This window comes from Thiolapillus sp. (assembly GCF_048562965.1).
In the GTDB taxonomy this organism is placed as follows: domain Bacteria; phylum Pseudomonadota; class Gammaproteobacteria; order Chromatiales; family Chromatiaceae; genus Thiolapillus; species Thiolapillus brandeum_A.
On sequence record NZ_JBHNMF010000878.1, the window covers coordinates 1 to 1189 of the forward strand.

At 52.7% G+C, this 1189-nt stretch carries 2 protein-coding genes; both read left to right on the forward strand.

From position 1 onward, the window contains the following. The first annotated feature begins 48 nt into the window (after nt 1-48). The gene (locus ACOCD2_RS20840; protein WP_419626034.1) at nt 49-738 is read left to right on the forward strand and encodes an MIT C-terminal domain-containing protein; all 690 of its coding nucleotides are present in this window, start codon (nt 49-51) and stop codon (nt 736-738) included. A 32-nt stretch (nt 739-770) separates the two neighbouring features. Next, on the forward strand, nt 771-1189 hold a 419-nt coding region (locus ACOCD2_RS20845), incomplete at its 3' end, for an IS30 family transposase (protein ID WP_419626036.1).

Sequence of the window (1189 nt, forward strand, 5' to 3'; positions counted from 1 at the left end):
ATACTCCACTTTGCTATCGAAGGGCGCAAACGGGTCAAAGATCAGCTCATGCGTATCGATTCCACTTACGCTGATGTTCGCTTTTCGTACGAAGATGGGGAAGGAAAAACCTTTTCGGTTAAAACCCTGGAGGAAGAAGAATATCCACGCTATTACCACCATACGATTGGTGATGGGGCGGAAGCAAGTGAGCAGAAATCACCCGTTAAAACAGATGTTTCCGAGAAGAAGTCAGTTGAGCCTGCAGAAGAGCAACCTCAGGCTGGTCATGTAGCTTACCAGGAAAATCAGCGGGGAATATCCTACCAAACGCTGTTTGGCCCGTATTTGACAGGCGCTCAGAAGATCACCCTTACGGATCCTTACATCCGCCTGTTCTACCAGGCGAGAAATCTCATGGAATTCCTGGAGACCATTGCCAGGATCAAACCGGATGATGAGGAAGTATCAGTCTACCTGGTAACTGTGGAAGATGAATTCAAGGGTGATCAGCAGGAAGAGTACTTCCAGAAGATACAGGAGGCGGCTGCCCCTATTGGAATCAATTTCAGTTGGGAATTCAGCAAAGATGAGGGCTTGCATGCACGCCATATTGTTACTGATACGGGATGGAAAATCCTTCTGGATCGTGGGTTGGATATTTTTCAACGCTATGAGATGAGTGATGCCTTTTCCTTTTCAAATCGGTTGCAGGAGTATCGGCCTTGCAAGGCGTTTGAGGTTACTTACTTACAATAGAGGAAAGATGCCAGATTACGGCACTGAAGGGGCTGGGCTACACGCGGCGGCAGATCGCCAGGGAGACAGGCCGATCAGCAAGCACCATCAGCCGGGAGCTGAGGCGCAACCGGGGAATTGAAGGCTACCAGGCGGAGACGGCACAACGAGTGGCTGATCGCAGACGACGGGAGGCAGGCAAGCGCCACAAGCGGACACCGGAACTGATCGCCTGGGTAGAGGCCCGACTGAGAGACGACTGGAGTCCGGAACAGATCGCAGGTTCATTGAGGGAGGCGGGTTATCCGTTGGTCAGCCATGAATGGATCTACCGTCATATCGAACGTGATCAGAAAGCGGGCGGCGATCTGCACAAACACCTTCGGCAGCGGCGCAAGCGCTACAGGAAGCGCTATGGCAGTCAGGAACGGCGAGGTCGCATCATCGGCCGGGTTGGCATCGAGGAGCGGCC